The 25,847-nt window shown below is 68.3% G+C and carries 27 protein-coding genes; 14 read left to right on the plus strand and 13 right to left on the minus strand.

The window, feature by feature from the left end:
* Window positions 1-141: 141 nt before the first annotated feature.
* The 5 genes from Q8R27_RS01585 to lgt form a co-directional block, all read right to left on the minus strand.
* Window positions 142-1,191, minus strand: a complete 1,050-nt coding sequence (locus Q8R27_RS01585) for a hypothetical protein (protein ID WP_305697364.1) — start codon at window positions 1,189-1,191, stop codon at window positions 142-144.
* 115 nt (window positions 1,192-1,306) lie between these two features.
* Complete coding sequence (locus Q8R27_RS01590) at window positions 1,307-2,242, minus strand: ribose-phosphate pyrophosphokinase (RefSeq protein ID WP_305697365.1); 936 nt, start codon at window positions 2,240-2,242, stop codon at window positions 1,307-1,309.
* A 43-nt stretch (window positions 2,243-2,285) separates the two neighbouring features.
* Window positions 2,286-3,086, minus strand: a complete 801-nt coding sequence (pgeF, locus tag Q8R27_RS01595; protein ID WP_305697366.1) for a peptidoglycan editing factor PgeF — start codon at window positions 3,084-3,086, stop codon at window positions 2,286-2,288.
* Window positions 3,083-4,144, minus strand: a complete 1,062-nt coding sequence (locus Q8R27_RS01600) for a class I SAM-dependent methyltransferase (protein WP_305697367.1) — start codon at window positions 4,142-4,144, stop codon at window positions 3,083-3,085. Before Q8R27_RS01600 ends, pgeF begins: the two co-directional genes overlap by 4 nt.
* Window positions 4,131-5,003: a prolipoprotein diacylglyceryl transferase gene (lgt, locus tag Q8R27_RS01605; RefSeq protein WP_305697368.1), complete on the minus strand. Its 873-nt coding sequence runs from the start codon at window positions 5,001-5,003 to the stop codon at window positions 4,131-4,133. Before lgt ends, Q8R27_RS01600 begins: the two co-directional genes overlap by 14 nt.
* 113 nt (window positions 5,004-5,116) lie before the next feature.
* On the opposite strand from lgt, the gene Q8R27_RS01610 reads away from it, so the two are divergent.
* From Q8R27_RS01610 to Q8R27_RS01625, 4 genes are all read left to right on the plus strand, one after another.
* Window positions 5,117-5,368 carry an accessory factor UbiK family protein gene (locus Q8R27_RS01610; RefSeq protein ID WP_305597705.1) on the plus strand — a complete coding sequence of 84 codons (252 nt, stop codon included), beginning with the start codon at window positions 5,117-5,119 and terminating at the stop codon, window positions 5,366-5,368.
* A 127-nt stretch (window positions 5,369-5,495) separates the two neighbouring features.
* Window positions 5,496-5,999 (plus strand): YbjN domain-containing protein, encoded by a 504-nt coding sequence (locus Q8R27_RS01615; protein ID WP_305597706.1) that lies wholly within the window; start codon window positions 5,496-5,498, stop codon window positions 5,997-5,999.
* Window positions 6,000-6,066: 67 nt separating this feature from the next.
* Window positions 6,067-6,861 (plus strand): pyrroline-5-carboxylate reductase, encoded by a 795-nt coding sequence (proC, locus tag Q8R27_RS01620; RefSeq protein WP_305697369.1) that lies wholly within the window; start codon window positions 6,067-6,069, stop codon window positions 6,859-6,861.
* A 177-nt stretch (window positions 6,862-7,038) separates the two neighbouring features.
* On the plus strand, window positions 7,039-8,940 hold the full coding sequence (locus Q8R27_RS01625; protein ID WP_305697370.1) for a PAS domain-containing hybrid sensor histidine kinase/response regulator: 1,902 nt from the start codon (window positions 7,039-7,041) through the stop codon (window positions 8,938-8,940).
* On the opposite strand, the gene Q8R27_RS01630 is transcribed toward Q8R27_RS01625, so the two are convergent.
* A complete protein-coding gene (locus Q8R27_RS01630; protein ID WP_305697371.1) occupies window positions 8,937-9,983 on the minus strand; it encodes a DMT family transporter in 1,047 nt (348 codons plus the stop codon). The genes Q8R27_RS01625 and Q8R27_RS01630 overlap by 4 nt on opposite strands.
* Window positions 9,984-10,065: 82 nt before the next feature.
* Window positions 10,066-10,845, minus strand: a complete 780-nt coding sequence (locus Q8R27_RS01635; RefSeq protein ID WP_305697372.1) for a class I SAM-dependent methyltransferase — start codon at window positions 10,843-10,845, stop codon at window positions 10,066-10,068.
* Between the two features lie 206 nt (window positions 10,846-11,051).
* On the opposite strand from Q8R27_RS01635, the gene Q8R27_RS01640 reads away from it, so the two are divergent.
* From Q8R27_RS01640 to Q8R27_RS01650, 3 genes are read left to right on the plus strand one after another with little or no spacing between them, the layout of a single operon-like run.
* On the plus strand, window positions 11,052-11,738 hold the full coding sequence (locus tag Q8R27_RS01640) for a LemA family protein (RefSeq protein WP_305697385.1): 687 nt from the start codon (window positions 11,052-11,054) through the stop codon (window positions 11,736-11,738).
* 40 nt (window positions 11,739-11,778) lie between these two features.
* Window positions 11,779-12,558: a YgcG family protein gene (locus Q8R27_RS01645; RefSeq protein WP_305697386.1), complete on the plus strand. Its 780-nt coding sequence runs from the start codon at window positions 11,779-11,781 to the stop codon at window positions 12,556-12,558.
* Window positions 12,552-13,256: a TPM domain-containing protein gene (locus Q8R27_RS01650; protein WP_305697373.1), complete on the plus strand. Its 705-nt coding sequence runs from the start codon at window positions 12,552-12,554 to the stop codon at window positions 13,254-13,256. The genes Q8R27_RS01645 and Q8R27_RS01650 overlap by 7 nt, the downstream gene beginning before the upstream one ends.
* On the opposite strand, the gene Q8R27_RS01655 is transcribed toward Q8R27_RS01650, so the two are convergent.
* The gene (locus Q8R27_RS01655) at window positions 13,253-13,840 is read right to left on the minus strand and encodes a molybdenum cofactor guanylyltransferase (protein WP_305697374.1); all 588 of its coding nucleotides are present in this window, start codon (window positions 13,838-13,840) and stop codon (window positions 13,253-13,255) included. The genes Q8R27_RS01650 and Q8R27_RS01655 overlap by 4 nt on opposite strands.
* A gap of 94 nt (window positions 13,841-13,934) precedes the next feature.
* Here Q8R27_RS01655 and Q8R27_RS01660 point away from each other — a divergent pair, with 94 nt between their 5' ends.
* Both Q8R27_RS01660 and Q8R27_RS01665 read left to right on the plus strand, forming a co-directional pair.
* Window positions 13,935-14,396 (plus strand): (2Fe-2S)-binding protein, encoded by a 462-nt coding sequence (locus Q8R27_RS01660; RefSeq protein ID WP_305697375.1) that lies wholly within the window; start codon window positions 13,935-13,937, stop codon window positions 14,394-14,396.
* Window positions 14,397-14,398: 2 nt separating this feature from the next.
* Window positions 14,399-16,594 (plus strand): xanthine dehydrogenase family protein molybdopterin-binding subunit, encoded by a 2,196-nt coding sequence (locus Q8R27_RS01665; protein WP_305697376.1) that lies wholly within the window; start codon window positions 14,399-14,401, stop codon window positions 16,592-16,594.
* Between the two features lie 42 nt (window positions 16,595-16,636).
* On the opposite strand, the gene Q8R27_RS01670 is transcribed toward Q8R27_RS01665, so the two are convergent.
* Window positions 16,637-17,989: a VWA domain-containing protein gene (locus tag Q8R27_RS01670; protein WP_305697377.1), complete on the minus strand. Its 1,353-nt coding sequence runs from the start codon at window positions 17,987-17,989 to the stop codon at window positions 16,637-16,639.
* A gap of 12 nt (window positions 17,990-18,001) precedes the next feature.
* Entirely contained in the window at window positions 18,002-18,955 is a 954-nt protein-coding gene (locus Q8R27_RS01675) for a MoxR family ATPase (protein WP_305697378.1), read from the minus strand.
* A 238-nt stretch (window positions 18,956-19,193) separates the two neighbouring features.
* Here Q8R27_RS01675 and Q8R27_RS01680 point away from each other — a divergent pair, with 238 nt between their 5' ends.
* Together Q8R27_RS01680 and Q8R27_RS01685 are read left to right on the plus strand one after the other, a co-directional pair.
* Window positions 19,194-20,129, plus strand: coding sequence for an aldo/keto reductase (locus tag Q8R27_RS01680; protein WP_305697379.1), 936 nt, complete (start codon window positions 19,194-19,196; stop codon window positions 20,127-20,129).
* An 86-nt stretch (window positions 20,130-20,215) separates the two neighbouring features.
* Window positions 20,216-20,596, plus strand: coding sequence for a hypothetical protein (locus Q8R27_RS01685; protein WP_305597721.1), 381 nt, complete (start codon window positions 20,216-20,218; stop codon window positions 20,594-20,596).
* A 65-nt stretch (window positions 20,597-20,661) separates the two neighbouring features.
* Here Q8R27_RS01685 and Q8R27_RS01690 read toward each other — a convergent pair whose 3' ends face one another.
* Window positions 20,662-21,366, minus strand: a complete 705-nt coding sequence (locus tag Q8R27_RS01690; RefSeq protein ID WP_305697380.1) for a hypothetical protein — start codon at window positions 21,364-21,366, stop codon at window positions 20,662-20,664.
* A gap of 373 nt (window positions 21,367-21,739) precedes the next feature.
* On the opposite strand from Q8R27_RS01690, the gene Q8R27_RS01695 reads away from it, so the two are divergent.
* A complete protein-coding gene (locus Q8R27_RS01695; protein WP_305697381.1) occupies window positions 21,740-23,527 on the plus strand; it encodes a long-chain-acyl-CoA synthetase in 1,788 nt (595 codons plus the stop codon).
* A gap of 4 nt (window positions 23,528-23,531) precedes the next feature.
* On the opposite strand, the gene Q8R27_RS01700 is transcribed toward Q8R27_RS01695, so the two are convergent.
* Window positions 23,532-23,921: a DUF3597 domain-containing protein gene (locus Q8R27_RS01700; RefSeq protein WP_305697382.1), complete on the minus strand. Its 390-nt coding sequence runs from the start codon at window positions 23,919-23,921 to the stop codon at window positions 23,532-23,534.
* Between the two features lie 92 nt (window positions 23,922-24,013).
* Entirely contained in the window at window positions 24,014-24,562 is a 549-nt protein-coding gene (locus tag Q8R27_RS01705; protein WP_305596688.1) for an RcnB family protein, read from the minus strand.
* A 159-nt stretch (window positions 24,563-24,721) separates the two neighbouring features.
* Between Q8R27_RS01705 and Q8R27_RS01710 the strand changes: the two genes are divergently transcribed.
* Both Q8R27_RS01710 and Q8R27_RS01715 read left to right on the plus strand, forming a co-directional pair.
* A complete protein-coding gene (locus Q8R27_RS01710; RefSeq protein ID WP_305697383.1) occupies window positions 24,722-25,075 on the plus strand; it encodes a DUF1428 domain-containing protein in 354 nt (117 codons plus the stop codon).
* 73 nt (window positions 25,076-25,148) lie between these two features.
* The gene (locus Q8R27_RS01715; protein ID WP_305697384.1) at window positions 25,149-25,730 is read left to right on the plus strand and encodes a c-type cytochrome; all 582 of its coding nucleotides are present in this window, start codon (window positions 25,149-25,151) and stop codon (window positions 25,728-25,730) included.
* Window positions 25,731-25,847 lie beyond the last annotated feature (117 nt).

The following is a 25,847-nucleotide window of genomic DNA, read 5'->3' on the forward strand; positions in this document are numbered from 1 at the left end:
CTCGCCTCAAAACGAAGCCGCCGCGCGAAGCCGTGCGGCGACGGTCTTAACCCGCTCAAGATCTGAAGGGTGCGGGTAGATACACGCCTGAGCCCGCGCTGGCAACGCCCGCGACGCGACGAATTCGACGCGGGCGCAGGCTCAGGGTTTGCGGATGCCCGACGTCGGTGAGGCGATCGGCGCCGCGGTCGAGACCGGGGTCGCCGAGGCCACGGTGAGCGGCGAGGTGAGCACGTTCAATGGCGCGGGCGCGCCAGCCCCCTTCAGCACGCACATGCCGGTGTCCATCAGGATGTGCTGGCCCATGCAGAACACGTCCTCGTAGTGCGGCTTCGACACCGCCAGGCACTGGTAGAGGTTCAGCTTGGACATGTTCAGGCACGAGCCGGCGACCGGCTCCGACATCACCGAGGTGAGCTGAGCGAGATTGGCTTCGCCGGCTTCGCCGAGGACGGCGAGCGCGGCCAGCGCCAGGCTGCGGACCACCAGGGGAGAATAGGGCGGAGCTGCAGGTTGAGTGGCGACCACGCCCAGTGGCGCGCCGCCGCCGGCGGCCTGCTGCAGGCGGAAGGACTCGGCCACGTCGCCGCTCAGCGGCATTGTCGAAAGGCTCTTGGCCTGCGCCAGGCGGATATCGCGGTTGGCGACGTCGGCCTTGGACCAGGAGAAATGCTGGACGCTGTAGGCCGCCTGCTTGACCTGCTTGCCTTGCTCGAACACGCGGCGGCCGTCCTCGCCGAGAGCGGTGGTGACCAGTCCAGCCGCGGTGGGCGCGCCGGGGAAGCTCAGGGCATAGGCGGGATTGCGGATGATCGCCTGAGCGATCGACTGGCGCTGCGTCACATCGCGCGAAAAGGTGCGGACGCCGGCGACGTATGCGGGATCCTGCAGGGCGGCGATGGCGCCATAGGCCACGGCGCCCTGAACCAGTTGGCGCGGTTCGTAGGCCGCGGCTGCGCGCAGCGCCCCCGAGACCGCGGCGCCGTCGGAAAACGCCGGCGAGATCGCGGCGCTGCGGGCCATGTAGGCGCGATAGGCGCTGGCCTGCTCGATCACCTTGGGGGCCAGCGAGACGGCGGGAGCCGGCGGCGCGGGCGGGCCGGCGCTCGGCCCGGCGCAGGCGGTGATCACCAGCGCCGCAGCAGCGGCGGCGACGGACAGGGCCGAACGGACCCAGACAGCACGAGCCATCGGCAAATCTTCCCTCAACTTACGCCTACGAAGATAGCACGGCGCGACGGGCGACAATGTGTCTACCGTCCTTAACCGAAGCTGACCAAGCGTCGCCGTGGAGGCCGCTTGAGCGCTAATCGAACAGCTTGGAGACGGATTCTTCGTTGGCGATGCGCCGGATCGCCTCGCCGATCAGCGAAGCGCAGCTCACGTAGCGGATCTTGCCCGAGGCGGCGATGTGCTGCGGACCCTCGATGGAGTCGGTCATCACCAGCTCCTTCAGCACCGAGCTGTTCACCCGCTCGACCGCCGCGCCGGAGAGGACGCCGTGGGTGACGAAGGCCGAAACCTCCGCCGCGCCGCCCTCGATCAACGCCTCGGCGGCGTTACAGAGCGTTCCGCCGCCGTCGATGATGTCGTCGAACAGCACGCAGCGTCGGCCGTTGACGTCGCCGATGATGTTGGCGACTTCGCTCTTGCCGGGGCCCGAGCGGCGCTTGTCGACGATGGCGAGATCGGCGTTCAGCCGGCTGGCCAGCGCCAGCGCGCGCACCACCCCGCCGACGTCAGGGGAGACGATCAGCAGCTCGGCCGCGCGCTCGTAGTTTTCCTTGATGTCCTGGGCGAGGATCGGCGCGGACAGCAGGTTGTCGGTGGGGATGTCGAAGAAGCCCTGGATCTGGCCGGAGTGCAGATCCATCGTCAGCACCCGATCGGCGCCGGCGCGTGTGATCAGGTTGGCGACCAGCTTGGCCGAGATCGGCGTGCGGCCGCCGGTCTTCCGGTCCTGACGGGCGTAGCCGAAGTAGGGCATCACCGCGGTGATCCGCTTGGCCGACGCACGCTTCAGCGCGTCGATGCAGATCAGCAGCTCCATCAGGTTGTCGTTGGCCGGATAGCTGGTCGATTGCAGGATGAAGACGTCCTCACCGCGGACGTTCTCGTCGATGGTCGCCCAGACCTCGTTGTCGGCGAAGCGCTTCACCTGGGCGCGCGTCAGCGGCAGATCCAGGTGCGAGGCCACGGCCTGGGAGAGCGTACGATTGGCGTTGCCGGCCAGCAGCTTCATCAGACCCCCGAATGATAGGCTTATCGCGCGGGCGTTTTAGCAGTCAGGGCGCGCCTAGCAACCCTCCGCCGGGCTCGGTCAGCATGATCGCCGACAGCAGTCGCCCATAGTCCGGTTCCGCGCGCTTGAAGGCGCGTCGATTGGAATAGAACAGGCGCGGTTCGATCATGGTGTCGCGGCCGATCCATTCGCAGCGCGAGACGCCGGCCGAGCGCAGGCGGTCGAGCACGAAGGCCGGCAGGTCGAAGCGGTGCTTGTCGTCGGCGAGCCCGGCGGCGAAATAGCGCCCATAGCCTGGGTCGGCGGCCTCGAAGCGTTCAAGAAACTCCAGTCCGACCTCGTAGGACGACGGGCCGATGCAAGGGCCGATCGCCGCGCTGATGTTGTCGGCCCGCGCGCCAAGCTCCACCATCCGTGCGACGCCGGCCTCGACCACGCCGTCGATGGCGCCGCGCCAGCCCGCGTGGACGGCGGCGACCACACGCGCTTGGGCGTCGGCCAGCAGGATCGGCGCGCAGTCAGCCGACAGCACGCCGCAGGCCAGGCTTCGCGCGCTGGTCGCCACCCCGTCGGCCTCGGGGCGGTCTTCCCACGCCGCATCGGCGCTGACCACCAGGGCCGAGTGAACCTGATAGGCGATGAGCACGGATTCAGGCTTCGTCCCCATCCGCTCGGCGACGCGGCGGCGGTTCTGCAGCACGCGGCCCGGGTCGTCCTTGGATCCCAGGCCGAGGTTGAGGCTCTCGTAAATCCCCTCCGACACCCCGCCGACGCGGGTGAAGAAGGCGTGCTCGACGCCGGCCAGGTCGAGGATCTGAGAGGTCAGGACTTCCAGTCCGCTCATACGGCCTCCTCGAATGCGGGCGGGGTCCAGCCGGGGCTGTGGATGCAGGCGGCCTTGAACAGCTCGCCCATCTGATCGGCCCCGGTCAACCGCTCGCGTTGGCGCGCGAGTTGAGCGGCCCTGTCGGGTCGGGACGCGCTGAGCGCCGCGCAGCGTTCGGCGACGCCCAGCCGCGACAGCAATTCGGCCTGGGTGAGGATCGCCGCGGTCAGCGCGCCCTGTTCGCGGGCCGCGGCCAGCACCGCGGGGAAATCAGCGTGGACGGTGAGGTCCGCATCGCCGGGACAGGCGAGCGAATCCACCTTGGCGTGGGCGAACAGGGCCTGGAGGGTGTCGCCGAAGCCGGGTTCCGCGCGGCCGTAGTCGATCAGCAACGCTGCGCCGCCATGGTCGGCGACCAGCCGTCCCACATGGGCGCCGAACGCGGCCTGGGCTGAGGAGACCTCCAGCACAGCGCCGGGCGGCGCGTCGGGCAGCAGGCCTTGCGCGGGCGTACGCGCCAGGCCGAACGCCAGGCGTCCGTCCGCGTCCACCCCGACGAGCCGCTCGGCCCAGGCGCGGTCGCCGCGGACGAACTGGCGGGCGGGCAGGCAGTCGAGCAACTCGTTGGCGACCAGCAGGACCGGCGCGTCGCCAGCGACCTCTGACAGCGATGCGGCCCAGCGCGGCCCATCGCCTAGGCGTTCATGCTGACGCTGTGCGAGCGGGGCGGAGGACTCGACCAGCCAGACTTCGAGCGCCTCGCGGAACCCTGGAACCTGCGCGGCGACGCGAAGGATGTCGCCCATCAACGTGCCGTCGCCCGGGCCGACCTCGACCAGTCGTACCCGGTCGCGGCGGCCGAGCCGCATCCAGCACTCAGCCATCCACAGGCCGATCAACTCGCCGAACATCTGGCTGACCAGCGGCGCGGTGATGAAATCGCCGCCCGCGCCTAGCGCCGGTCGCGTGGCGTAGTAGCCGAAGTCGGGATCGTGCAGACAGGCGGTCATGTATTGGGCCACGTCGATCGGGCCCGACGTTGTCAGCTGCCGTACCAGACGTTCACGCAGGCTCATCGACACCCGCGGCAGGACCCGTCACTGGCGTTGCAGGCAGGGGTTCGCGCAGGCCTCGCCAGACCAGGAAGGCGCCGGCGAGCACCATCGGCGCACTCAACATCATGCCCATGGTCGGGAATGCGGGCATGCCGAAGTCAGGTTCGCGGACCGTCTCGAGCGCGATGCGGATCAGGCCGTAGCCCAACAGGAAAAGGCCAGCGACCACGCCGCGTCGGTCGAGCATGCCCTTCCTGACCGAGAATAGCAGGATGAGGAACAGGACGACGCCTTCGAGCGCCGCCTCGTAGAGCTGGCTAGGGTGGCGCGGGGCCAGACCCGCAGGGCAATGGCCGTAGGTCTCGATGATCTGGGGGTTGCAGAACACCATGCCCCAGGGCAGGTCGGTTGGCCGGCCCCACAGCTCGCCGTTCACGAAGTTGGCGATACGCCCGAAGAACAGCCCGATCGGCGCGGCGGCTGCGATCAGGTCACCCAGGCGGAACAGGTCCAGTCCGTTGCCGCGCGCGAACAGGACGATGGCGGTGAACACCCCGATGGCGCCGCCGTGGAAGCTCATGCCGCCACGCCAGACCTGCAGGATCTCCAGCGGATTCGTCCAGATCAGCGACGGCGTGTAGAACAGCACGTGGCCCAGTCGGCCGCCGACGATGATGCCGAGGGTCAGCCACAGGATCAGGTCGTCGATCTGCGGCGTCGTGGCGGCAGGCCCACGCATCGGCGCAAGTCGCGGGCTTCGCGCGAGCCCTGCGACATAGCGCCACCCGAGCAGGATGCCGGTGACATAGGCCAACGCATACCAGCGTATGGCGAGCGGCCCGATCCGAAGCAGGATGGGGTCGATTTCGGGGAACGTCACCGCAGCGCTTCTCCAAGTGTGAGCCGGGTTTAGACGAGATGCCCCTCGCTTTCACCCCCACTGCGCCCATATAGAGACTGACGGCGCCCTAGAACCGCCCACCAGAGCCCGAGATGCAAACGCAGAACCCGTTCCTTGACGAAATGGCCAAGCTGACCACCGCCGCCATGGGCCTCGCCCAGGCCGCCGGCGAAGAGGCCAAGACCGCCTTCCGCGCCCAGGCGGACAAGGTGGCCGCCGAATTCGACCTGATCCGCCGCGAGGAGTTCGAGGCGCTGAAGGCCGAGATCACCGCATTGCGCGCCGAAGTGGCGACGCTGCGCGGCGTGCAGGCTTCGACGGACGACGTGGCCCCAAACACGTGAATGTTGCTCGCCCCGCACAAGAAGCCGGTCACGTGGCTTGCGGGAAGCGGACTACCCTCAAATAGAACTGGCGATTCGCCGGGCGATTTCCCCGCCCGCCGCCGTACGCGAAAGGACCTCGGGCGATATGGACAGGACCCTGTCTGACGAATCCGTCCTGATGGCCAACGACCCTCTCGAGGTGGTCGAGCACGTCCTGACGGCTGAAAACCTGGCGTTCGATCGCACTGAGGACGGGGATCTCGCATTCAATCTCAGCGGCGACTGGAAGGACTACGAGCTGTGGTTCGCCTGGCGCCCCGAGGGCGACTGCCTGCAGCTTTGCCTGTCGCTCGACCTGGAAGTCACCCGTGAACGCCGCACCGCGGCGGCCGAACTGATCGCGGCGATCAATCCGCGTGTCTGGTTGGGCCACTTCGAGTTGTGGGACGACGGCGAGATCATCTTCCGCCATGGCATGGCGCTGATGACCGGCGAACAGCCGTCGCTGGCCCAGGCCGCGGCGATGATCGACCTGGCCATGGAAGGCGCCGACCGCTTCTATCCGGCGTTCGACTTCCTGGTGCAGGGCGGCAAGTCGCCCGAGGAAGCCATCGCCGCCTGCATGTTCGAGACGGTGGGCGAGGCCTAAAGAGCCTCCACTTTCGGACGGGGTCCTCCTAAGGATGGGCTGAACGCCGCCGGGAGACTTGACGCCGATGACCCCCATCCTGCTGCTGGGCGCTGGCCGCATGGGCGGGGCGCTGATCGAGGGCTGGCGGCTGGCCGGCGCCTTTGATGCTTCCGAACTGATCCTGCGCGATCCCATGGCCGGACCTGTCGCCGATGCGGCACAGGCGGCGGGCGCGAGGCTCAATCCCCATGACAGCGTGCTGGCCGAGGCCAGGACCGTGGTGCTGGCGGTGAAACCCCAGATCTGGCGCGAGGTGGCGGTCGAGGTGGCGCCCTGGCTGCACGCCAGCGCCATCGTGGTCTCCATCGCCGCCGGCGTTCGGCTGGATGACCTGACGCTGGAGTTCGGCGGCCGCAGCGTCGCGCGCGTGATGCCGACCACGGCGGCCGCGATCGGCCGGGGGACCGCCAGCCTCTATGCGGACGATCCACAGGCGCGGTTGCGGGCGAGGGCGCTGTTCGAGCCGTTGGGCGAGGTGGTCGACCTGCTGGACGAGGCGCAGATGCACGCAGCGACCGCCGTCTCGGGGTCGGCGCCAGCCTATCTCTATGCCTTCCTGGAGGCTCTGGAAGCGGCGGGTGTAGAGGCGGGCCTCTCCAGCGCCGACGCTTCGCGTTTGGCGCGCGCTACGATCGGCGGCGCTGCGGCGCTTCTGGCCAAGACCGGCGAAGAGCCGGCTGAACTCCGCCGGCAGGTCACTTCGCCCGGCGGCACCACTGAAGCGGCGCTCGGCGTGCTGCTGGGAGATAGCGGCCTGCATCCGCTGCTGCGCGAGGCCGTGGCGCGCGCCGTGCGCCGCTCCAAGGAACTCGGCGGATAGAGCGCTACGCGAGTCGAGGAGGAGGTTGCACGCACAACTAAAACGGGTGCGACAAAGTGTATAATTGTTATGCATAGCGCAGGTGTTGCAAAGTGGAGACGGTCCGCCGAGACCGCTTTAACGGTCGGTTGATCAGCTTCAGGCTTAGCTACGGGTTGTTCGATAACCCGAGGACGCATGTCCGCCACTCCAGCACAGCCATTTGGTCTGATTTCGGTCCAGCCGGCTTACGACCGCGCGCTCCGCATTGCGCGCGCGCTGTTCGTCGGCGCCGAGGTCGGCGTGCTGCCGGATCCGGAGCGCACCGACCTGCCGCTGGCCGCGGCGTTGGGCGGCCAGCCGGTATGGCTGGACAGCCTCGACGGTTTCTTCGCCGCCGCGCCCATCCGTGGCCTCAAGGGTGAAGGCGCCGCGCTCTATGTGCGCAGCGCCGAGCGCCGACCGTTCGACGCCGCCCTGGCCGAAGCCTTGACCGATCTCGCCGACTCCATCGGCTGGGACTACGAGCGAGCCCTGGTCGCCAAACAGCAGGCGCGCTCGGAAGAGCGTCTGCGGATCATCGTCGAAGAAGCGGACCTGCACGTCTACGAGATGAACTTCGCATCGCGCACCCTATGGAAGGAAGGCGCGTCCGACAGCTTCTTCGAAGCCCCGATGACCTTTGAGGCGTTGGCCGAGGATGTGTGGTGCTCCGTGCACCCGGACGACCGGGCCGGCGCGATCGCCGCCTGGGAACATGCCAAGCGCACGGGCCTGCCGTTCCGCGCGGAGTACCGGGTCGACCGGTCCGACGGACGGGAGGTCTGGGTCGCGTCGACCGCCAAGCTGATCAACGACGCCGAAGGCCGGCCGCTGCGCCTGATCGGCGCGCTGCAGAACATCACCGCGCGCAAGGTGGCCGAGGCCGGCCAGGCGCACGCCGAGGCCGCCAACTTCGCCAAGAGCGCCTTCCTGGCCAATATGAGCCACGAAATCCGCACGCCCCTGAACGGGGTGATGGGGATGGTCCAGGCGATGGCGCACGATCCGCTGGAGTCGGTGCAGCGCGAGCGTCTGGACGTGATCCGTCAGTCGGGCGAGGCGCTGCTCACTATCCTGAACGACATTCTCGACCTGTCGAAGATCGAAGCCGGCAAACTGGAGCTGGAGGCGCTGGAGTTCGATCTGGCGCGGCTGGCGCGCAGTGTCGAGGCGGCGTTCCGCCCGATCGCCGAAGGCAAGGGGTTGGCCCTGACGCTCGACCTGGGTGGCGCGTCCGGTGTCTACAAGGGCGATCCCGACCGGTTGCGCCAGGTGCTCAACAACCTGGTCTCAAACGCCGTCAAGTTCACCGAGGCCGGCGAGGTCAAGGTGGCGGCCTGGGGCGACGGCGACCTCGTGCGTCTGGTGGTCTCCGACACCGGCATCGGCATCGCGCCGGAGGTCGTCGGCAAACTGTTCAGCAGCTTCACCCAGGCCGACGCCACCACCACGCGGCGGTTCGGCGGCACGGGTTTGGGCCTGTCGATCTGCCGTCAGCTCGCGGAACTGATGGGCGGCGCCATCGAGGTCGACAGCGCGCTCGGCCAGGGATCGGTGTTCACCGTCACCCTGCCGATGCCGAAGATCGCCGAGGGGGGCCTGTCGCTCGAGCCTACGCTCGTCGCAGCGGCGCCGCGCGTCGAACGCACGCTGCGCGTGCTGGCGGCCGAGGACAACCCGATCAACCAGCTGGTGCTCAAGACCCTGCTGCTGCAGATCGGCGTCGAGCCCGTGGTGGTCGAGAACGGCGCCGCGGCGATCGCCGCCTGGGAAGCCGACGAGTTCGACGTGATCCTGATGGACGTGCAGATGCCGGTGGTCGACGGCCCGACCGCGGCAAGGAGGATCCGCCGCCGCGAGGCCGCCACAGGCCGCGCCCGCACCCCGATCATCGCCATCACCGCCAACGTCATGGCCCGTCAGATGTCGGAATATGTCGCCGCCGGCATGGACTGCTGTGTCGCCAAGCCGATAGCCGCGGAGCGCCTGTTTGAGGCTCTGGACGCCGTGCTCACCGACGCGGACGACGACTTCGAGCCTGAGGCGCTGCGGGCCTAACGCTCGCGCCGGCGGTGCCCGTGCCTGTGGTGAAGGTCCGGGTAATGCGGGTGGCGATGCCTTATCACCCCGTGATGATGAGCGTGGCTGTGAGGTTCGCTGACGCTCTCACCCGCAGCATGCGTATGCTGATGATGGGCGTCGTGCGTATGGCGATGGGCGTGAGTCAGCGGTCTGTGTTCGTGTTCGTGCTCGTGCCGTTCCGATAGGTGCAGATAGACGCCGATCGCCATCAGCACGCCGGCGATCAGCAACTGCGCGGTCACACGATCTCCCAGCAGGACGACCGCCAGCGCCGCACCAATGAATGGAGCGGTAGAAAAGTAGGCGCCGGTTCGCGCCGCGCCCAGGCGCCGTAGCGCCTGGACGAACAGTACGAGGCTGAGCCCATAGCCCAGGAAGCCGAGCAGTGCGGCTTGCAAAGCCGCCGTCCCCATCGGCGTCGCGGCTCCCATGGCGAGGGCGATGCCCACGTTCACGCCGCCGGCGACCAGTCCCTTGGCGATCGCTATCTGCGTCGGGTCGGCCCACGACAGCTTGCTGGTCAGGTTGTTGTCGACGCCCCACGCAATGCATGCGCCGAGGATCGCGAGAGCGCCCAGGCCGACGCCATCCGGACCGCCACGCCAAGACAGAACCACCGCGCCGCCGATAATCGCCGCCGCGCCGGCCAGCAGTCGACGGTCGACATTCTCGCGAAACACGACCCAGGCGATGACCATGGTGGCGATACCTTCGGCGTTCAGCAGCAGCGCAGCGGACGAGGCCGGCGTCGTGGTCAGGCCCCACATCAGCAGAACCGGCCCGATCGCGCCGCCGAGTAGAACGACGAGCCCCAGAACCGGCAGGTCTCCGCGCCTAAGCGACGCCTCGCTATCGGCCGCGGCGAATTCGCGATGCCGGGCAAGACGCAAGGCGCTCAACCCCAGGCCGGAACCGAGATAGAGCAGTCCCGCCAGAAGCCAGGGATCGAACCCTTCGCCGAGCAGGCGCTTTGCAAACGGCGTGCTGGCGCCGAACAGCGCAGCCGAGACCAGCGCCATCACGACGCCGGGGTTGGGCGGGCCAGGTGTCCTCGCGACCATACCTAGGAATAACGCCCTCCACGTCCAGCCGCGAGCCGCCTCAGGCGTCAGAGGCGGGTTTCAGGTAGCGATGGATCTCGCCGACGCCGCCCAGCAGGCTTGGTGACCCGTCGATCTGCAGGCCGGCTTCCAGGGCGAACGGCGTCGGATCTGCGGCGTAATAGGTCTGGCGCTCCAGCGAGCGCTGCTCGACGGCGCCGAACGCGTCGGCCAGCACATAGTCCAGCACCTGGTCGAAGCGGTTGATCCGTGGCCGGAAGCTGCGTTCGCGGACGTAGAGGTTCAGGGTGCGGCCCTGGTCGTCGACCGGTGCGCGCATCACCGGCGCGTCGGGGGCTGGAGCCGGACGCTGCATCAGCTCGGCGAGCGGCATGTGCACCGCGGCGCGACCGCCTGGGCGCAGGTGGCTGGCGATGCCCGCGAAGGTGTTTCGCCACGCTGCGCCCGCCGGCAGGTGCGACAGCGCGAAGAACGGGCAGATCACCGCGTCGAAGACCCGACCGATGTTGAGCGACGTCATGTCACCGAGCTGTAGCATCACGCGAGCGCCCACATGCGGCGCCAGGTTGGCGCGCTTGGCCTCTGCCTGGGCGAGCATGGCGGGCGCCAGGTCGACGCCGACAACGCTGAAACCAAGCTCAGCGAGGGCGAAGGCGACGCGACCGGTGCCGACGCCGAGCTCGAGGATCTCGCCGGCCGGCGGCGCGAGTTCAGCGTAGGTGTCGACGTCGCCCTGCAGGCTGGTGTCGGCTTGCGTGATGAGGTCGTAATAGGCGGCGCTAAGGCTGCGCACGGAATAGTAGGGACGCACTTCGGGCACTGGAACTCGCGCGACTGGAACTGTGGGGACGAGGCGAGTGAGGCAGAAAATCCAGGACTGAGGCGCAGTTGCGTCGATCCACCTGGAGTTGCGCGTCGATCGCCAATCTCGCGCGGATGTGATCGCAGGCGCCTGCGCGTTGCGCAGGCTCGTCTCGGGGTCCACATTGGATCGACATCGCTCGAGGGGAGCCTTCGCCCGTGACCATGCCTGCCCACCGCCTGACGCGCACCCTGCTGTTCGCCCTGGTCCCGCTGCTGCTCGTCGGCTGCGGCGTCAACACCATCCCGACCAAGGACGAGCGGGCCAAGGCCCAGTGGGCCGAGGTCCAGAACCAGTACCAGCGCCGCGCCGACCTGATCCCTAACCTGGTGGAGACCGTGCGTGGCTACGCCGCTCAGGAACGCGACGTGCTGGTGGCCGTGACCCAGGCGCGGGCCTCCGCCACCCAGGTTAAGGTCGACGCCTCGACCCTCACCGACCCGGCGGCGTTCCAGGCCTACCAGGCCGCACAGGACAATCTGTCGGGCGTGCTGGGCCGGCTGATGGTGATATCGGAACGCTATCCCGACCTGAAGTCGAACCAAAACTTCCTGGCCCTGCAAAGCCAACTCGAAGGCACCGAGAACCGCATCGCCATCTCGCGGCGCGACTACAACGAGGCGGTGCGCGACTACAACACCGAGATCCGTACCTTCCCGGGCGCCCTGTGGGCCGGCACCGTGCATCGCTGGGCCAAGCCGATGCAGACGTTCAGCGCCGCGCCCCAGGCCCAGACTGCGCCCAGCGTCAATTTCGGCCCCACAGCCCCGGCCGCGCCGTCGGTTTCGATGCAGCCCGCCGCGCCGCCCGCCGCCCTGCCTGCTCCCGCGGCGGCCGTCCCCGCCAGATGAGGCCGACGGGGTGACCGCAGCCAAGCGCGCCGTCGTCTGGATGCTGGCCTGCGCCTGGTTGTGCCTAGGCCAGGCCGCGCTAGCGGCGCCGAAGTTTCCGGCGCTGAGCGGGCGCGTGGTCGACGGTGCGCAGGTGTTGTCGCCGCAGGCCGAGACGGATCTGACCGCCAAGCTCGCGGCGCTGGAAACCGCGACTGGACGCCAGATGGTGGTCGCCACAGTGCCCGATCTGCAGGGCGTTCCGATCGAGGATTTTGGCTATCAGCTGGGCCGCGCCTGGGGGATCGGCGACAAGGATCGCGACGACGGCGTGGTGTTCCTGATCGCGCCGTCGGAACGTCAGGTGCGTATCGAGGTCGGTTACGGCCTGGAGCCGGTCCTCACCGACGCCCTGTCCAGCGTCATTCTGCAGGAACGCGTGCTGCCGAGGTTCCGGGACGGCAAGGTGGAGGCGGGGATCGTCGATGGGGCCGAGGCGATCATCCAGCAGCTCTCCATGCCTGACGACCAGGCCCGCGCAGTCGCGGTAAAGGCCGCCGCGCCGAAGCCGCAGCCCGAACAAGGGGTGCAGATCCCGACCATCGTGGTGATCTTCGTGCTGTTCTGGCTGCTCAGCGGAATCCTGCGGGTGTTCTCCGGCCGCGGACGCCGCCACAGCGGCGCGTGGTGGTGGCTGCCCCTGCTGCTGTCCGGCGGTGGCGGTGGCGGACGAGGAGGCGGGTTCAGCAGCGGTGGCGGTTTCGGCGGGGGAAGCTCCGGCGGCGGGTTCTCAGGGGGCGGCGGATCGTTCGGCGGCGGAGGCTCTTCAGGCCGATGGTGACCCCCCTGACAGCTCAGGATCGCGACACCGTTCGCGAGGCGGTTCGCACGGCGGAGGCCCGCACGCGTGGCGAGATCTTCTGCGTCGCCGCGGCGCAATCTTCGGAATATCGCGAGACGCCGCTGGCCTGGGCCGCCGGCGCAGCGCTGCTGGCCCCGGCCGTCTTGCTGCTGGCGGGGATCGAGGTATCGCTTCCCGACGCGCTCGGCGGCGGCTGGACGGCGGTGCAGGCCGGCGAGATGGCGGAGAGCGCCGTGCGCGCGGCGCTGGGCGGCGTGATTCTGCTGCAGGGCGTGCTGTTCGCCATTGTGCTGGTGCTGGTGTCGCTTCCGCCCATGCGCCGCGTCCTGACGCCGGCGGGTCTGAAGCGCCACCGCGTGCGCCGCCGCGCGCACGAGCAGTTCCTGGCCCACAACCTCCACATGACCCGCGAACGAACGGGCGTGCTGATCTTCGTCTCGCTGCAGGAGCGGATGGCCGAACTGCTGGCTGACGAAGCCATCGCCGCCAAGGTGGATTCCAAGGTTTGGGACCAGGCGATGGCGGCCCTCACGGACGGCCTGCGCCGCGGCGACGCCGGCGAGGGTTTCGCCCGCGCCATCGAGCTCTGCGCCGATGTCCTCGCCGAGCACTTCCCGCCAGGCCCGGACAATCCTAATGAGCTCTCGGACGTGCTGGTCGAGCTGCCCGGCGCCTAGCGCAACCGGCGTTCGGCGATGGCCAGGTCCTCGAGCGTGTTGATGTTGAGGAAGGCGGTCGCGTCCTGGAAGGTTACTTCGACCGCGTTGGCGTCGCTCAACACCTGATGCACGGGCGGGTGCAGGCCGTCGGCGAGCGCCAGCGCCAGCGGCCGGATCATCCACGAACGCCAGACGGCGCACAGCGGCTGCATCCCGTCAGGCGTGCGCGCCACGCTGGCGGGCGCGTCGCCGATGGCGTCCAGCAGCCGCGACTCCAGGTCAATCGGCGCCAGCGGCGCGTCGCAGGGCAGGGTGATCAACTGGCCGCCGCCCTTGCCTTGCGCCCATTCCAGGCCGGCAAGGACGCCCGACAGCGGTCCCCGCGGCGAGCCTCGCGGATCGGGCAACACCGGGGAGCCCAGCGCCCGCGCCGTGGCCGCTACAGATGACGTGTCGCTCGCGCTGACCGCCACGACGTCGCAAACCTGGGTCAGCCGGGCATGGGCGCGGGCCAGGAGGGTGACGCCGCCCAGCGTCGCCAGCGCCTTGTCAGAGCCGAAGCGGCGCGAACGCCCGCCGGCGAGAATCAGTCCGAAGATCATGCGCGAGCTCTAGCGCGCCAGCACCCGCGCCGCGACGGAAGCTTGCGGATCTTCGCGGCGGCGCTCTACCATTGGGGGGTGCAGGGAGACGCGCATGGCGATCAATCTCGACATCAACGGCAAGCAGCACACGGTGGATGTCGACGACGACATGCCGTTGCTCTGGGTGCTGCGCGACACGCTGGGGATCGTGGGCCCGAAGTACGGCTGCGGCGTCGGCGCGTGCGGGGCCTGCACGGTGCACATCGACGGCCAACCGGTGCGCTCGTGCTCGACGCCGGCGTCCGGCGTCGGGGCGGCCAAGGTCACGACCATCGAGGGGATCGGCGCAAACCCGCTGGGCAAGCGGGTTCAGCAGGCCTGGATGGACCTCGACGTCGCACAATGCGGCTACTGTCAGGCCGGGCAGATCATGTCCGCCACGGCGCTGCTGGCGACCAAACCCAAGCCCAGCGAAGCGGACATCGATGCGGCGATGAACGGCAACATCTGCCGCTGCGCGACCTACAACCGCATCCGGGCCGCCATCAAGCGCGCGTCCGGTCAGGAAGCTTGACCATGAGCCAGGTGGAAAAGACGCGTGGCGGCGCCTCGCGGCGCGACGTTCTGCGCATCGGCGCCGGAGCCGGCGGCCTGGTGATCGCCTTCAGTCTCGCCGGGCGCAGCGAGGCGGCGACGGGCGCGGTCGGGCCGGCGAAGATCAACACCTACGTTCGCATCGCGCCCGACGGCGTCGTCACCATCATCGGCAAGAACCCGGAGGTCGGCCAGGGCATCAAGACCTCGCTGCCGATGATCATCGCCGAGGAACTGGACGTCGACTGGAAGGATGTCCGCGTCGAGCAGGCCGACAACGACCCTGTGGCCTATGGACGCCAGATCGCCGGCGGCAGCACGGCGACGCCGCTGCACTGGGACGAACTGCGCCGGGTGGGCGCGGCGGGCCGCGCGATGATCGTCGCCGCGGCGGCCAAGGACTGGGGCGTGCCGGCCGGGGAATGCACTACGGCGTCTGGGGTGGTCAGCCACGCCCGCACCCGCAAGCGCGCCACATACGGCGCCCTGGCCGCCAAGGCGGCGGCCATGCCCGCGCCCGCCGACCTGGCCCTGCTGCCGCTGAAGGACGCCAAGGATTACAAGATCATCGGCAAGTTCACCGGCCAGGTGGACAACCTCAAAATCGTCACCGGCCAGCCGCTGTTCGGCGTCGATACGCGTCTGCCGGGCATGCTGTATGCGACCTTCCTCAAGGCCCCGGTGTTCGGGGCCAAGGTGTCTAGCGCCGACCTCACCGCGGCGCTTGCGGTGAAGGGCGTGCGCAAGGCCTTCGTCGTCGAGGGCGGGACAGAGCTCACCGGCCTGCTGCCCGGCGTCGCCGTGGTCGCCGACAGCTGGTGGGCGGCGATGAAGGGCCGCGAAAAGCTCAACGTCCAGTGGGCCGCGCATCCGACCTCCGCCCAGAGCACGGCGAACTTCGATGCGCGAGCGGCGGAGCTATCCAAGACCAAGCCGCAGCAAACCCTGCGCAGCGACGGCGACACAACGGCAGCGCTGAAGGCGGCGGCGACGACCGTCGAGGCCGCTTACGTCTATCCGTTCATCAGCCACGCCAACCTGGAGCCGCAGAACTGCACGGCGCACTTCAAGGACGGCAAGATGGAGATGTGGGCGCCGACCCAGCTCCCCGAGCCCGGCCGCCAACTCGTCGCCAAGACGCTGGGAATCGCGCCGGAGAACATCGTCGTCCACCTGATCCGCGGCGGTGGCGGTTTCGGCCGGCGCCTGACCAACGACCCTATGGTCGAGGCGGCGTGGATCGCCCGCGAGGCCGGCGCGCCGGTGAAGCTCCTGTGGACGCGCGAAGACGACATGCGCCATGATTTCTACCGGCCGGGCGGCTACCACTATCTGCGCGCCGGCCTCGATGCGGGCGGTGCGGTGACCGCGTGGGAGAACCACTTCGTCACCTTCGGCGACAAGGAGCAGATCTCCGTCGCCAGCATGGCGCCCACCGAGTTCCCGGCTCGCTTCGTGCCGAACTATCGCTACGACACTTCGCTGATGCCGCTGGGCTTCCCGACGGGGCCGCTGCGCGCGCCGCGCTCCAACGCCCTGTCTTGGGTAGCGCACTCGTTCATCGACGAGTTGGCGCACGCGGCCGGCGCCGATCAGGTGGCGTTCCGCCTGAAGCTGCTGGGCGACGCCGATAAGGTCGGCGAGGATCCGGCGGTCTACGAGGCCGGTCGCATGCGTGGGGTGCTGGCCGAAGTGGCGAAGCGCGCGGGCTGGGGCCGCAAACTGCCGGCGCGCTCAGGCCTGGGCTGCGCCTTCCACTACAGCCATCGCGGCTATTTCGCCGAGGTGATCGAGGTGGCGGTGGCTGACGACGGCGCGGTCAAGGTGATCAAGGCCTGGGCCGTCGGCGACGTGGGCCGCCAGATCGTCAATCCCGCGGGCGCGGACAACCAGGTCCAAGGCTCGGTGCTGGACGGGATCAGCAGCGCGCTGACCCAGGAGATCACCTTCGACAACGGCGCGGTGGTGCAGGGCAACTTCAACGACTATCCGCTGATGCGCATCAGCGAGTCCGCGCCGGTGGACGTCCACTTCCTGATCACCGACAACCTGCCGACCGGCCTGGGCGAACCGGCCCTGCCGCCAGCCCCGCCGGCGCTGTGCAACGCAATCTTCGCGGCCACCGGCGTGCGCATTCGCAAACTCCCGATCGACACCGCATTGCTGAAGAAGGCGTAGGGCGCGGTGGTTCCGTTCCCCCTCCAAGGGGAAGGGCGCGATCTAGTGCGGTGAGTACGAGCGCAGGACGTCTTCGACGATGCGCTCGAGCTGGCCCAGGCTATTGCAGGTCTTGGCCACGTGGCAAAAGCGGGCGTAGCGGTGCATCACGCTGTCGCCCGATCCCCAGCGGCTTTCGTCCTCGGGGTTGAGCCAGATCACCGCGCGCGAACGCTGCTGGATCATCTGCATCAGGTCCATGCGCGGATCGATGAAGTTAGTCCGCCCGTCGCCCAGGATGATCACCGTGGTGTGGCGATTGACCTCGTGCAGGTGCTGATCGCAGAAATCCTGCAGCGCCTGGCCATAGTTGGTCTGCTGGAAGGCGATGCGCTTCAGCACCTCGACGATGGCCTGCTCGACGGTGTTGTCCTTCAACACGTCATTCACCGAGATCAGGTGCGAGGAGAAGGCGAAGGCGTCCATCCGCTCCACCGCCTCGTTGAGGCTGTAGAGCAGGGTGAGCAGGAACTTGGCGGCCGCGGCCACTGAGTTGGAGACGTCGCAGATGACCACAATCTCGGGCCGGTCCTGCTTTTCGTACTTCCACATCGGCACGAACGGGATGCCGCCGTAGGCCATGCTGCGTTGGAGCGTGCGACGTACGTCCAGGTCGCCCTTCTTGGCCTTGCGGCGGCGGCGCGAGTAGCGCTCGGCCAGTCGCTTGGCCATCTTGCGCACCATCGCCTGCATGGCGGCGATGTCGTGAGCGTCGAGGTCCATGGCGTCGAGCGCCTTCTTGGCCAGCACCTCTTCGCGCGACAGCTTGCCCCCGTCCGCGGCGTACAGCTCCTGCTGGCGGCCGACGTAGCGGGTCGCCTCCGCCAGCAGGGTGCGGCGACCCTCTTCGAGTTGCTCGGCGAGCTCCTCGCCAGGCGAGTCGCCGCGACCGCGCGCGGCGTTGATCGCCTGCTCGATCTCGTCGAAGCCCATCGCGCCCAGCATGCGCCGGGTGACGCGGCTGCGCTGGGTGGACAGGCGAATGTCTGTCACGCGAGTCTCGCGCGCCGCTTCCTCCATGGCCTGGGAGAGGCCGGAGCCGTCGTCGGACAGCAGCATTTCGACCAGGCGCGAGCCCTCCGCCTCAGGAAGCGGCGGCTGCTCCTTGGGCGGCGCGGAGTCCTTGCGCCGCGGCGTGAAGGCCGGGCGACTGAAGAAGATGTCGAAGGTGCGATCGAAGCGGACCACCTCGTCCTCGCCCTTGGCGAGCGTGGCGCACAGCGCGTCCTTCAGCAGTTGGCGATCCTGATAGCCGACTTGGGCCACCGCCTTGTGGGCGTCGATCGCCTCAGCGGGCGACACCAGCACCTCTGCGGCGCGCAGCGCGCGAAGGAATTCCTCCAGGGTGTGCTGCATCGCGGGCGCGCCCTAAGCCGGTTGCAGAAGCTGGCTGATCTGCGGTTCGACGGCGGCGATGTCTTGTTCGAACTTCAGCAGCACGTTCAGCGTCTCATGCACCAGATCGGCGTTGAGGCTGTCGGCGTGCAGCAGGATCAACGCCCGGGCCCAGTCGACCGTCTCCGAGATCGACGGCGACTTGCGCAGGTCGATCGTGCGCAGCGCCTGGACGAAGCTCACCAACTGTTCGTTCAGCGACTGTTCGATGCCGGGGACGCGGGTGGCGACGATGCGCTGCTCGAGCTCGGCGTCGGGCAGCGGGATGTGCAGGTGCAGGCAGCGGCGCTTCAGCGCATCGCCCAGGTCGCGCACATTGTTCGAGGTCAGGAAGACGATCGGCGGCGTCTTGGCGACCACCGTGCCAAGTTCCGGGATCGACACCTGATAAGCCGACAGGATCTCCAGCAGGAAGGCTTCGAACGCCTCGTCGGACTTGTCGATCTCGTCGATCAGCAGCACGCAACCCTCGTCGTGCCGCAGGGCTTGCATCAGCGGGCGCGGCTCGAGGAACGGTTCGGAATAGAAGAGGTCGCCCATGCCGTGCAGGCGGTCCATCGCCTCGTGCATGGTGAGCGCGTCGGCGAGCCGTTCGCCCATCCGGTCCTTGAGGATCTGGGTGTAGAGCAGTTGCTTGCCGTATTTCCATTCGTACAGGGACTTGGCTTCATCCAGGCCCTCGTAGCACTGCATCCGGATCAACGGCAGGCCGAGCAGCTTGGCGGTGGAGAGCGCCAGTTCGGTCTTGCCGACGCCGGCCGTGCCCTCGACCAGGATCGGCTTCTGCAGGTTCACCGCCATGTACAGCGCCGTCGCGATGCGGCGCGAGGCGATGTAGCCGACGCTCCCCAGGCCATCGACCAGGGCCTCGACTGAAGTCAGCGGAGCGGCGAGCGCGCTTGCGCCAGCGGGAGCGGGGATCGTCAAAGGCGGAGACTTTCGAAAAAAGCGCCGCGGGCGGCGAGGCGGCGAACTGGTCGCTCGATTGTGCCAACTCCCGGCTGCGCCGTGCAACACCTAAGGTGAAAAATCTGACGCCTGTAAGGTTTTTGGCGGGGCCACGGCCTTGGCGTTTTCGCACGACGGCGTTCGGGGATTCGGCTAAAAGCGCCGCCAGAAGAATGGCTGCTGTTAAGGCAGCTTCGCTACGGGCAGGGATGACGCCATGGAACTGCGCAGATTGGGCGACAGCGGCTTGAAGGTCAGCGAGACCGGGCTGGGCTGCAACAATTTCGGCATGCGGATCGGTCAGGACGCCGCCCAGACCGTCGTCGATGCGGCGATCGAGGCCGGCATCACCCTGTTCGATACCGCCGACATGTACGGGCAGGGGCAGTCGGAGCCGATGCTCGGCAAGGCGCTGGGCGCGCGCCGTCAGTCGGTGGTGGTGGCGACGAAGTTCGGCCTACCGATGGGCGACGCCGCGCATCGTAGCGGCGCCTCTCGGCGATGGATCATGCAGGCGGTGGACGAGAGCCTGACGCGGCTCGGGACCGATTATATCGACCTCTATCAAATGCACTTCCCCGACCCGGAGACGCCGATAGACGAGACGCTGCGGGCGCTTGACGATGTCGTGAAGGCCGGCAAGGTCCGCTACATCGGCAATTCCAACTTCACCGGCTGGATGATCGCCGACGCCGACTGGACGGCGCGCGACCAGCGGCTGACGCGTTTCGTGTCCGCTCAAAACGGCTACAACCTGCTGGACCGCAAGGCCGAGCAGGAGGTGCTGCCCGCCTGCACGCGCTTCGGCCTGGGTTTCCTGCCCTATTTCCCGTTGGCTTCGGGCCTGCTCACCGGAAAGTACAAGCGCGGCGAGCCGCCGGCGCAGGACACCCGCATGGCCGCCTGGGGCGAACGGGCCGCGCGGGCTCTCAACGACCAGAACTTCGACAAGGTTGAGGCGCTCACCGCCTACGCGGAGGCGCGCGGGCGCACCATGCTGGACCTGGCGTTCGCCTGGCTGCTCGGTCATCCGCAGGTGTCGTCGGTGATCGCCGGGGCGACCCGAGCCGAGCAGATCAGCGGAAACGTCAAGGCCTCGGAATGGCGCCTCACCCCGCAGGAGATGACCGAGATCGACGCGCTCGCGGCCTGATTGGCCGATCCGCAGGAAGTCGCGCTTGCGCCGTCCAAATCGAAAGCGTCAGCATTGCGCTGATCGCGACTGGTCAGGAGCCGCCAATGCCGGAGCTCGATGCGGATGACGCGCTGGATCCCAGGGCCAGCTTCGGGGCGGCCGTCGCGGTGTATCTGCGTCAGCTCTATCCCGTGGATACCGAAACGCTGGTGCTGGGCGACATGATCCAGGCGGGGTTCCGAGGCAAGACGGCGCAAGGCGTCGCGCAGATTCTCAGCGGCGTGGTGGATGCGCGGGCGCTGGATGAGCTGGTCGGCACGTACCGGATGGCGGTGGTGGTCGGTGCGGCCGAATTGTTGCTGGGTGAAAGCGTCGAGGACTTCGTCGCGCGCCGCGCAACCAGCCCCCGTGACCGGGACGCAGCCGTCGGGTTCGACATGCTGCGCGAAGCCCTGGCCCAGGCGAGCGGTCGCGCCGAGCCTTAGGCCAGCCATGAAAAAGGGCGACTCCCGGTGGAGCCGCCCTCTTCACGTTCCAGACGCCTCGGACTTTACGGAACCGCCGTCGCAGGTTGCTCGGTGGCCGCTTCAGGGATCGCCGCGCTTGTGGCGGCGGCGGCTTCAGGCGACTCCGACGCGCCGGTCGTGCTCTGGGTCACGGCGGGATCGGTCGGCGCCGGGTTGACGGGCGGGGCCACGGCCGGCGGCGCTTCGCCTGGCGCGCGGGTCAGACTGCCATACGGCTGCGGACCGGCTGGGAGCGTGGCGCTGGCGTCCTCGCCGGACGATAGCGCGCTGTCGCTCGCCACCGGGGCCGGACGAGCGCGAGCCACCCGTACCGGCGCCTCGCGTCGAGCAGCGGGCGCGGCTGCGCGCTCGACCACGGGCGGCGTGACCGCGACCGGGGCAGGCGTCGCTGCCGCTAGGGCGGCCGGCTCACTCGCTGCATCAAGCGGCGACGTCATCGGCGCGGGCGGAATGGCGGGCGCCATCGCTACGACCGGCGCAGGCGACCCAGGCGTGAGTCCCACCGTGCTGTTATCGCTCGGCGCGAGGACGAAGTAGGCGGCTGCGCCGATCGCAACCAGGGCGACGGGGATGCCGACCAGCGCTACGGGCGGAATGGCCCCGAAGGCGCTGGTGGAGCGGCGCTTGGTCGGACGGGCGTAAACCGGCTGGGTCGCGAACATCGGGCTATCGGCTTCGTCGCGCGTCAACTCGTCTCGAGCAGCGGCGGCGGTAAAATCGACAGACATAGGTCCCTCCTGAATTTCCAATCGGGAGCATAACGGACGTTAGTGCAGGTTGTTCCGCCCGTCGTTAAGGAACGCGAGGCTCGACCTGGCTGGCGGCCGGCGTATAGGTGGCCACACATGGGCAATCTTCCATAGTGATAGGCGTGGATTACGCTGACAGTCATCACCTAGACTGAAAAAAATCCGCCGATATTTAGATCTTATCTGAACACTAAATCGCCCGATTCTGGCAGCTTGCGTGGCGCCGGTGCGTGCAGGCTGTCTCAACGGTGTGCGGACGCTCGCCTCTCACGGGTGTGACCATCCGCGCTGCTCGCCTCGCTTGACCCATTAGCTGGGCCGCACGCAAGGTGACGCCGCGGCGGAGGGCGAGATGAGTTTGAAGGCCAAGCTTAAGCGTGAGTTGCGTTTCTTCCGCGGATTGAACCGTACGCTGGGGCGGATCCGCCCGCTGTCACCCGAGTCGAAGACCCTGGTCTGCGACGACCTCCAGGCCGCCGTGGAGCACTGGCGCGAGCGCCCGGCGATGACCTTCGAGGGCCGCACTCTGACCTATGGCGAGCTGGACGCCATGGCCAACCGCTTCGCCCATTGGGCCAAGGGGGCGGGGCTGCGGCGAGGTCAGACGGTGGCGCTGTTCATGCCCAACCGCCTGGAGTATTTCGCCGCCTGGTACGGGCTGTCGAAGGTCGGCGTGATCACCGCGCTGATCAACAATCAGCTCACCGGCGCGGCGCTGGCCCACTGCCTGAACATCTCCGGCGCGTCGAACTGCATCGTCGATGGCGACACCTCGCCGGTGTTCGAGGCCGCGCGCGACCAGCTCGACCGGCCGATGCTGCAGTGGGTGCTGGGCCGCGCCCAGGGCGATCAGCGCGATCTAGCGCAGGCGCTGAAGAGCTGCAGCCAGCTTCCGCCCGACCGCTCGGTCCGCGAGGACATGACCGCCAGCGACACCGCGCTCTACATCTACACCAGCGGCACCACCGGCCTGCCGAAGGCGGCGCGGGTGTCGCACCTGCGCGCCCAGCTCTACATGCGCGCCTTCGCGGGGGCGACAGACGCCAAGCCCAAGGACCGGGTCTATGTGGCCCTGCCGCTCTATCACGCCACCGGCGGCCTCTGCGGCCTGGGCGCGGCGCTGCTCAGCGGCGGTTCTGTGGTCCTGAAGCGCAAATTCTCGGCCAGCCAGTTCTGGCCGGACATCGTCTCGGAAGGCTGCACGATGTTCGTCTATATCGGCGAGCTCTGCCGATATCTGGTCAACCATCCGCCTGAGGAGGACGAGACCCGCCACAAGGTGCGGCTGGCGTTCGGCAACGGCCTGCGCCCCGACATCTGGCCACAGATGAAGCAGCGCTTCCGCATCCCGGAGATCCTGGAGTTCTACGGCTCCACCGAAGGCAACGTCTCGCTGTTCAACTTCGACGGCCGCGAGGGCGCCGTAGGCCGCGTGCCGCGCTGGGTGCGCAAGCGCTTCAATATTCGGCTGGTGCAGTTCGACGCGGAGACCAACGAGCCGATCCGCGGGACTGACGGGTTCTGCATTGAGTGCCAGCCCGGCCAGATCGGCGAATGCATCGGCAGGATCGGCGGCGACGCGCGGTCCGACTACGGCGGCTATGTCGACAAGCAGGCCTCGGAGAAGAAGGTGCTGCGCGATGTCTTCGAGAAGGGCGACGCCTGGTTCGCCACCGGCGACCTGATGCGCCAGGACGGCGACGGCTACCTCTATTTCATCGACCGGGTCGGCGACACCTTCCGCTGGAAGGGCGAGAACGTCTCCACTGGCGAGGTGGTGGAGCATCTGCAGGCGGCGCCTGGCGTCCGCGAGGCGATCGTCTACGGCGTGCCGATCGAGGGCGCGGAGGGCCGCGCCGGCATGGCCGGACTGGTGGTCGAGCCGGACTTCGACCTGGCGGCGTTCGGCGCACACGTGGAGCGCGACCTGCCAGCTTACGCCCAGCCGGCGTTCATCCGCATCCTGCCGCAGATCGATGTCACCGGCACCTTCAAGCATCGCAAGATGGAACTGGTCGCCGAAGGCTACGACCCGGCGCGGGTCAAGGGCGCGCTCTATTACCGCGACGCCAAGCGCGGTTACGTCAAGGTCACCAAAGCCGGCCACGAGAAGATCATGGCCGGCGGGGTGAGGTTCTAGACGTCTAGTCCTTGAGGCTGTCGGGCACCTTGCCGCCGTTCTCGGCGAGCTTCTTCATGACCGCCTTGTGCAAGGCGATGTTCTGTTCGGCGCTGCCGTCGGCGCCGGCGTGGACGCCGAGTTCCTGACCCAGCTCCTTGCGCGAGCCAAGATCGGAATCGAGGTCGAGCAACTTCAGCAGGTCGACGATCGAGGTGCGCCAGTTGCCGCCGCCGCCTTTGGCCTGGGCCAGTTCGGTGAGCACGGCCTCCACGTCCACCGGTGCGGCGGGCGCCGGCGCCGCGGGCGTAGCCGTGGCGACGGGCGGCGCGGCAGGCTTGGGCGCGGCGGCGGGCGGCGCCTCCGCGGGTTTGCGGTGGAAGATCTTGTCCATGATCTTGCCGAAGATGCTCATCGTTCGCCTCGCTGGTTGGTCGTGAGCGAAAGCCGCGCCAACGCTCAAGGTTCCGCCCGCCGCGACCGGAAGGCCGCAACGGGCGGAGATGCCTAGTAACCGTTCGTGATAATCTGCGAGATCAGCCCGGTGGTCAGCGCCATCAGCACGAAGTTGCCGTCAGCATAGATCCAGCGATAGCCGCGCGGCGCCGCGTTCAGGCCGTAGTAGTAGGGATCCTGGACGTAGTAGCTGCGATAGCTCGTCGGCACGTAGGCGCCGCGCCGCCATTGGTGATTGTTGTGGCGGGCCATCGGGCGATAGCCGTAGCCGGGCGCATACCAATATCCCTGACGGGCGCCGCGATAGGCGCGCCACTCGGAACGGTCGCGCCAGGTCTCGGCGCGCCGGCGGTCGAAGCGCGCCTCGCGCTGGCCTTGGCGAACTTCCGCGCGATCGCGGTTCAACTCGCGGCGTTCGGCGGGCGTGACCACGCCGTCGCGCCGGGCGTCACGGCGGTCTTCACGCAGTTCGCCGCGGTCCTCGCGGCGTTCCTGGCGGTCTTCACGGCGTTCCTGCCGGGAGTCATAGCCCTGGGCGGAAGCGGCGATGGGCGCTGCAGCGGTGACGAGCGCCACGGCGGCGTACAGCAGATGTTTCATGGGATGATCCTTTCGATCGGTCATGACGCCAGGGATAGCGGCGTGGACCTGAACCGCGCTTGAACCCGCGAGATGACGGTCGGTTCATCGGCGACATTCCGGGGTTGTCGGATCGGGCAGGACGCTTACGTCCTTGGGTCTCAACGCAAGGAGACCGCAATGCCCTACGTCGATGGATTTGTGCTCGCCGTGCCCAAGGCGAACCTCGAGGCGTATCGCGAGGTCGCTCGCAAGGCCGGCGAGGTGTGGATGGAGCATGGCGCTCTGTCGTACGTGGAGTGCGCGGGCGACGACACGCCGGTGGGCGAACTGACGTCGTTTCCCCGCGCCGTCCTCGCGAAGGACGATGAGGTGGTGGTGTTCTCCTGGATCACCTACGGGTCGAAAGCCGCCCGCGACGAAATCAACGCCAAGGTGATGGCCGAACCTCGCCTCAAGCAGGACGCCGCCTCCATGCCTTTCGACGGCAAGCGGATGATCTACGGCGGCTTCACCAGCATCGTCGAGATGTAAGCCTCGCCGCCCGATTGACAGCCGACCGGACCCGCGCCCTCATTGCATCAAGGCGAAGCTTGGAGGGCGGGATATGACGGCGGGCGTCTCGAGGGTGTTGGCTGCAACCTTGGCCGCGGCGTCGCTCGCGGCATGTTCGCCGGCCAAGCCGCCGGCCGCAACGATCGTTGCGGCTCCCGAATCGTCCATCGACCGGGGCAAGTACCTGGTCGCCGTGATGGACTGCAACGGCTGCCACGACGCCAACGCCTTCGGGCCGACGCCGGGAACGCCGGCGACGTTCCTCGCGGGCGCCGACGTGGGCTTCCACCTGCCGGGCCTGGGCGTCTTCTATCCGCCGAACCTGACGCCCGACCCCGAGGCCGGCCTGGGCAAGTGGAGCGAGGCCGAGATCGTTGCGGCGATCCGCACCGGCCAGCGTCCGGACGGCCGGGTGCTGGCGCCGATCATGAACTGGCGCACCTATGCGAACCTGACGGACGCGGATGCGATGTCGGTGGCCCTTTACCTGAAGTCTCTGCCGCCCAGCCCGCATCGGACGCCGGCGTTAGGCAGTCCGCAGACGGTGAAGGCGCCCTACCTGACCGTGGTCACGCCGGAGCAGGGCCTGAAGCTGCCGCCTCCGTCTCCACCACCGGCGACTAGCCCTTCATGATCTTCACGGCGACCGAGACGATGGCGGCGTTGTAGTCGCGGTAGGCGTCGCGCACGAGGCCTTCCCAGACCGGCAGGTTGACCACCACCGCGTCGCCGCGGGCGCGGGCGACCATCT

The sequence above is a fragment of the Phenylobacterium sp. genome (assembly GCF_030697305.1).
Classification (GTDB): domain Bacteria; phylum Pseudomonadota; class Alphaproteobacteria; order Caulobacterales; family Caulobacteraceae; genus Phenylobacterium.

Excerpts from the sequence above, each read along its gene's own strand:
- Q8R27_RS01710 (WP_305697383.1), top strand. The coding sequence starts at position 24,722 with ATGCCCTACGTCGATGGATTTGTGCTCGCCGTGCCCAAGGCGAACCTC.
- Q8R27_RS01670 (WP_305697377.1), bottom strand. The coding sequence starts at position 17,989 with ATGCAGCACACCCTGGAGGAATTCCTTCGCGCGCTGCGCGCCGCAGAG.
- proC (WP_305697369.1), top strand. The coding sequence starts at position 6,067 with ATGACCCCCATCCTGCTGCTGGGCGCTGGCCGCATGGGCGGGGCGCTG.
- Q8R27_RS01695 (WP_305697381.1), top strand. The coding sequence starts at position 21,740 with ATGAGTTTGAAGGCCAAGCTTAAGCGTGAGTTGCGTTTCTTCCGCGGA.
- Q8R27_RS01615 (WP_305597706.1), top strand. The coding sequence starts at position 5,496 with ATGGACAGGACCCTGTCTGACGAATCCGTCCTGATGGCCAACGACCCT.
- Q8R27_RS01590 (WP_305697365.1), bottom strand. The coding sequence starts at position 2,242 with ATGAAGCTGCTGGCCGGCAACGCCAATCGTACGCTCTCCCAGGCCGTG.
- Q8R27_RS01625 (WP_305697370.1), top strand. The coding sequence starts at position 7,039 with ATGTCCGCCACTCCAGCACAGCCATTTGGTCTGATTTCGGTCCAGCCG.
- Q8R27_RS01715 (WP_305697384.1), top strand. The coding sequence starts at position 25,149 with ATGACGGCGGGCGTCTCGAGGGTGTTGGCTGCAACCTTGGCCGCGGCG.
- Q8R27_RS01600 (WP_305697367.1), bottom strand. The coding sequence starts at position 4,144 with ATGAGCCTGCGTGAACGTCTGGTACGGCAGCTGACAACGTCGGGCCCG.
- Q8R27_RS01660 (WP_305697375.1), top strand. The coding sequence starts at position 13,935 with ATGGCGATCAATCTCGACATCAACGGCAAGCAGCACACGGTGGATGTC.
- Q8R27_RS01665 (WP_305697376.1), top strand. The coding sequence starts at position 14,399 with ATGAGCCAGGTGGAAAAGACGCGTGGCGGCGCCTCGCGGCGCGACGTT.
- Q8R27_RS01655 (WP_305697374.1), bottom strand. The coding sequence starts at position 13,840 with ATGATCTTCGGACTGATTCTCGCCGGCGGGCGTTCGCGCCGCTTCGGC.
- Q8R27_RS01650 (WP_305697373.1), top strand. The coding sequence starts at position 12,552 with ATGGTGACCCCCCTGACAGCTCAGGATCGCGACACCGTTCGCGAGGCG.
- pgeF (WP_305697366.1), bottom strand. The coding sequence starts at position 3,086 with ATGAGCGGACTGGAAGTCCTGACCTCTCAGATCCTCGACCTGGCCGGC.
- Q8R27_RS01645 (WP_305697386.1), top strand. The coding sequence starts at position 11,779 with ATGCTGGCCTGCGCCTGGTTGTGCCTAGGCCAGGCCGCGCTAGCGGCG.
- Q8R27_RS01685 (WP_305597721.1), top strand. The coding sequence starts at position 20,216 with ATGCCGGAGCTCGATGCGGATGACGCGCTGGATCCCAGGGCCAGCTTC.
- Q8R27_RS01705 (WP_305596688.1), bottom strand. The coding sequence starts at position 24,562 with ATGAAACATCTGCTGTACGCCGCCGTGGCGCTCGTCACCGCTGCAGCG.
- Q8R27_RS01700 (WP_305697382.1), bottom strand. The coding sequence starts at position 23,921 with ATGAGCATCTTCGGCAAGATCATGGACAAGATCTTCCACCGCAAACCC.
- Q8R27_RS01610 (WP_305597705.1), top strand. The coding sequence starts at position 5,117 with ATGCAAACGCAGAACCCGTTCCTTGACGAAATGGCCAAGCTGACCACC.
- Q8R27_RS01690 (WP_305697380.1), bottom strand. The coding sequence starts at position 21,366 with ATGTCTGTCGATTTTACCGCCGCCGCTGCTCGAGACGAGTTGACGCGC.
- Q8R27_RS01680 (WP_305697379.1), top strand. The coding sequence starts at position 19,194 with ATGGAACTGCGCAGATTGGGCGACAGCGGCTTGAAGGTCAGCGAGACC.
- Q8R27_RS01630 (WP_305697371.1), bottom strand. The coding sequence starts at position 9,983 with ATGGCGCTGGTCTCGGCTGCGCTGTTCGGCGCCAGCACGCCGTTTGCA.
- Q8R27_RS01585 (WP_305697364.1), bottom strand. The coding sequence starts at position 1,191 with ATGGCTCGTGCTGTCTGGGTCCGTTCGGCCCTGTCCGTCGCCGCCGCT.
- Q8R27_RS01640 (WP_305697385.1), top strand. The coding sequence starts at position 11,052 with ATGCCTGCCCACCGCCTGACGCGCACCCTGCTGTTCGCCCTGGTCCCG.